The sequence below is a fragment of the Pseudoalteromonas sp. Z1A6 genome (genome assembly GCF_011378745.1).
GTDB classification, from domain to species: Bacteria; Pseudomonadota; Gammaproteobacteria; order Enterobacterales; family Alteromonadaceae; genus Pseudoalteromonas; species Pseudoalteromonas arctica.
Genome location: NZ_WTKW01000335.1, coordinates 1 through 4,517, shown reverse-complemented (window position 1 = coordinate 4,517; position 4,517 = coordinate 1). Strand labels below are relative to the sequence as shown.

At 38.4% G+C, this 4,517-nt stretch carries 3 protein-coding genes; 1 reads left to right on the top strand and 2 read right to left on the bottom strand.

Going from position 1 to position 4,517, the window contains the following annotated elements; genetic code table 11:
* Nucleotides 1-476 precede the first annotated feature (476 nt).
* Nucleotides 477-1,922 carry a capsule assembly Wzi family protein gene (locus GQR46_RS16580; RefSeq protein WP_165741567.1) on the top strand — a complete coding sequence of 482 codons (1,446 nt, stop codon included), beginning with the start codon at nucleotides 477-479 and terminating at the stop codon, nucleotides 1,920-1,922.
* Between the two features lie 428 nt (nucleotides 1,923-2,350).
* Here GQR46_RS16580 and galU read toward each other — a convergent pair whose 3' ends face one another.
* Together galU and GQR46_RS16570 are read right to left on the bottom strand one after the other, a co-directional pair.
* The gene (galU, locus tag GQR46_RS16575; RefSeq protein ID WP_165741565.1) at nucleotides 2,351-3,241 is read right to left on the bottom strand and encodes a UTP--glucose-1-phosphate uridylyltransferase GalU; all 891 of its coding nucleotides are present in this window, start codon (nucleotides 3,239-3,241) and stop codon (nucleotides 2,351-2,353) included.
* Between the two features lie 198 nt (nucleotides 3,242-3,439).
* The gene (locus GQR46_RS16570; RefSeq protein ID WP_165741563.1) at nucleotides 3,440-4,444 is read right to left on the bottom strand and encodes an NAD-dependent epimerase; all 1,005 of its coding nucleotides are present in this window, start codon (nucleotides 4,442-4,444) and stop codon (nucleotides 3,440-3,442) included.
* Between the last annotated feature and the right edge of the window lie 73 nt (nucleotides 4,445-4,517).

Below are 4,517 nucleotides of genomic sequence, written 5' to 3'. Positions count from 1 at the left end.
TACTTAAAACCTTATTGCACAAAGAGAAGCAAAAGAGGAGTAAATGAAAAGAGACTAAAGCACAGAAATTACGAGCTTTGCTCGCCTACAAGTAAATTTAACCACGGCGTCAAATTTTACTGGTAGGCGTAAAGCTTGCTCACGCGAAAGGCGCAGCTTTTAATATTTATACTTAATAAACTACCTACTTTTGCCTTCACTAAAGCGTAGCGCCCTCTTAACCTCTTTGTGAATAAATAACTTATAAATCTATTTTTTGTAGGTATAACTTATTAAATGGGTTCACCGCCTGCTTTATAGCAAAACACTACATGCAAAAACGCGCTCGAATTTAACGCAGCGTCAATCCCTGTGAATGATAGCTTACTCCTATATATCCCTACTAATATATCGCTTTTTTCTTCCTTACTTAGGCGTTTATTGCTAACCTCGCGTTAACGTTTTTACTTAAACAAATTTTTGCTAACGGAATAATTATGCTCAAAAAAATATCACTGTTTATCGGGATGGCAATCAGTGCAAATGCTGTTGCTAAAGGTGGCGTGTCACCTTATTTACCTTTAAATCAAGCCCCAGAACTTGAGCACCAAGTACAACGACTTTTAGCCGTAAGTAAAAATACACATATTATGAGTAAGCCTTATAAAGCTCACGATATTTATAGAGTGTTGCAAACAGTGAGGCATACTTACCCAGAATTATATCAAACACTTTCGTACCAACTTAGCCCTTATATTCAAAGCGATGCGGGTACATTTGCAAAAGTAACGCTTGCTGCAGGCACAAAAGATAAAACACTGCCTAACCAACGCGGCCAAACCACTAAAACCAACTTAATTGTTGAAGGCGGCGCTTATGCTAACTTCGGGCGTTACTTTGGTGTGAGTGTTGCGGGCATAGCCAACGAAGACGAAATATTACCCACACAAAGCTTTTTTTACCTTGGTAATAAATACGCGCAGTTAGATGTAGGTTACCGAGAACATTGGTACTCACCATTTAACGATAGTGCCATGCTATTAAGCACACAAGCTAAAACAACGCCTTCTATAACGCTTAGTAATGTAGAGCCACTAACCAGCTTTAATATTCGTTACGATATGTTTATTAGTAAAATGACAGAGCAGAGAGGAATCCGCAAAGGAGTGTACGATCCCGTTAATGGAAACGAGTTTACACCAGGTAAGCCCTATTTATTTGGTTTGCACACTAGTTTTGCAGCAACCGATAATTTAACAATTGGCTTAAGCCGCTTAATGCAGTTCGGTGGTGGACCGCGCAGCGTTACGTTAAAAGACTTTGCGGAAGGCTTTTTTACCCCTGGCGCTAAAGATAATATTACTAGATCTGACGCCGAAGAAATAGATGCTAATTACGAACTTGGAGATCAGTTAGGATCAATTACCTTTGCTTATAATAACAGTATCTACACGCTTCCTTATAAGTTATACGGTGAAGTTGCACTAGAAGATACACTTGGTGGCGGTTCACGTAATAACGCATACAGCATTGGGCTATATTTACCTTTTATAAAAAACGATCATAGCATACGTTTTGAACACAGTATTTGGCAAGGTGGCTGGTATAAAAATACTATATATTTAGACGGTAACCGTAACTCAGGTAATGTAATTGGCAACTGGGCGGGTGATGAGCACGACTACACCGACTACACTCCTGCTAAATCAATGAGCATAAACTGGCATTGGCAATTAAGTAAAATAGAAAGCTTAAATACGACAATTCGCACACTTGAAAATAAACGCAGTGGCTATAGAACAAGTTATGAACTGCAAACAACGTACACACGCAAGTTGAGTAAACCAATAATGGGCGCTAAAAGTTGGGGAGCTGAGCTGTATCAAGGAAAGGATGTATACGGGGAAACGTTTGCTAGGTTAGGTGTATTTGCTAATTTTTAACACCCTGTAGGTGCGAATTTATTTCGCGCTAATGTAATTTAACTTTACCAAAGCGAGGTGTAAAACCTCACCTACAATACACCCCCTGTAGGTGCGAATTTATTTCGCGCTAATTTAATTTAACTTTACCAAAGCGAGGTATAAAACCTCACCTACAATATACCTCTGTAGGTGCGAATTTACTTCGCGCTCATCTAACTTAACTTTACCAAAGCGAGGTATAAAACCTCACCTACAATACACACCCCCTGTAGGTGAGAATTTATTTCGCGTTTATACTAGCCTAGCTTTACCAAAAGCGCGGTGTAAAACCTCACCTACAATATATGCCACCCTGTAGGTGCGAATTTACTTCGCGCTCATCTAACTTAACTTTACCAAAAGCGACGTATAAAACCTCACCTAGGGGATATAAATTAACTATGTTATTAATTTTTACCATTAACAAAGGTATTTATATACTGAGCAAAATCTTTACCTAGCTTTTCATCGCGCATTGAGTATTCAACAATTGCTTTTAAATAACCTAACTTATCGCCACAATCGTGCGAAGCGCCGCTCATATGGAATGCTTCAACCGTTTCTTGTGTCATTAACGCATCAATAGCATCGGTTAATTGAATTTCGTCACCAGCGCCTACAGGCGTTTTAGCAAGTAATGGCCAAATATTTTTACTAAGTACATAGCGACCAACAACAGCAAGGTTTGAAGGAGCAATATCTACAGCCGGTTTTTCAACCATTGTTTTAATTGCTGCACTCATACCTGGAGCAAGTTGCACACCACTAATATCGGCAATACCGTATTTACTTACATCCTCCTGCGCTACAGGCTCAAGCATAATCTGGCTTGCTTGTGTTTCATTGAAGCGCTTAATCATCGCAGCTAGGTTTTCAGTTTTTTGATCTGCTGTATATGCATCAAGTATTACATCAGGGAGTAATACAACAAAATCGTTATTACCTACAATAGGTTTGGCGCATAAAATTGCATGACCTAAACCTTTAGCTTCACCTTGGCGTACACTCATAACGGTTACGTCTGGCGGGCAAATTGATCGAACTTCATCAAGCAGCGCACGTTTTACTCGTTTTTCGAGTGTGGCTTCTAGCTCGTAGCTTGTATCAAAGTGATTTTCAATTGCATTTTTAGAACTATGCGTTACTAAAACAATATCTTTAATGCCAGCAGCAACACATTCACTAACGATATATTGAATAAGTGGCTTATCTACAATTGGCAGCATTTCTTTAGGAATTGCTTTAGTCATTGGTAGCATACGTGTACCAAGGCCTGCAACAGGGATAACAGCTTTCATGAGTAGTCCTTTATTTGTAAATTAATAATTTTTAAAGCTAATAGGTTAAAAATAGGTGAATGGTAAATAAAAAGTAACTTTCAGTAAAATTTAGCTTACCAATGGTTTAATGCATTTAGGTTAATCAACCTAAACACATTAAAAAACACTGCCTTAAATTTAAAACAGTGTTTTTTAATGACTTACAAATTGTAACCTTTATTTATAAAAGTCTTTATACCACTTAATAAGCTCACTTACGCCTTGCTTAACTCCAACTTGCGCTTTATAGCCTGTTGCATTAAATAAATCTGTAGTATCAGCATAAGTTTTATAAACATCGCCGGCTTGCATTTCACGGAAGTTCTTTTTAGCTTCAGTACCTAATTCAGCCTCAATGGCTTCAATAAACTTCATTAGGTTTATTGGGCTACCGTGGCCAATATTATAAACGGCATACGGAGCAGAGCTAGAAGCTGGCGAACCTGTTTCAACTCTCCAGTCAGGATTTGCAACAGGTATAACATCGGCGGCACGAACAACGCCTTCTACTATGTCATCTATGTAAGTAAAGTCACGCCACATATCGCCATTGTTGTTTATATCAATAGTGTCGCCGGCAAGTATTTTTTTAGTAAAAATATACGGTGCCATATCTGGGCGACCCCATGGGCCATAAACGGTAAAAAAGCGTAAGCCTGTTGTAGGTAAGCTATATAAATGAGAATAGCTATGCGCCATTAGCTCATTCGCTTTTTTAGTAGCAGCATAAAACGACACAGGGTGATCAACACTGTCGGTTGTTTCAAACGGGGTTTTTTCGTTTAAGCCATATACTGAGCTAGATGAAGCATAAACCAAGTGCTTAACTTTATTATTACGACACCCTTCAAGTACGTTTAAATGCCCTACTAAATTAGAATCGGCATAAGCATCAGGGTTTTCTATTGAATACCTAACACCGGCTTGCGCTGCCAAATGTATTACTTTATCAAACTGCTGTGCTTTAAATAATTCGCTCATTGCTGGGCGTTCACTTATATCAAGCTTAATAAATGTAAACGCTTCATGGCTTTCAAACTGCGCTAAACGAGCTAGTTTTAAATTTACATCGTAATAATCGTTAAGGTTATCAATACCGACTACTACATGGCCGGCCGATAACAATTTTTGACATGTTGCCGCGCCAATAAAACCAGCAGCACCCGTTACTAAATATTTCATAATTTCCTAATCTTTAAACTGATAATGTTGAAAGTTGAAAGTTGAAAGTTGAAAGTTGAAAGTTGAAAGTTGA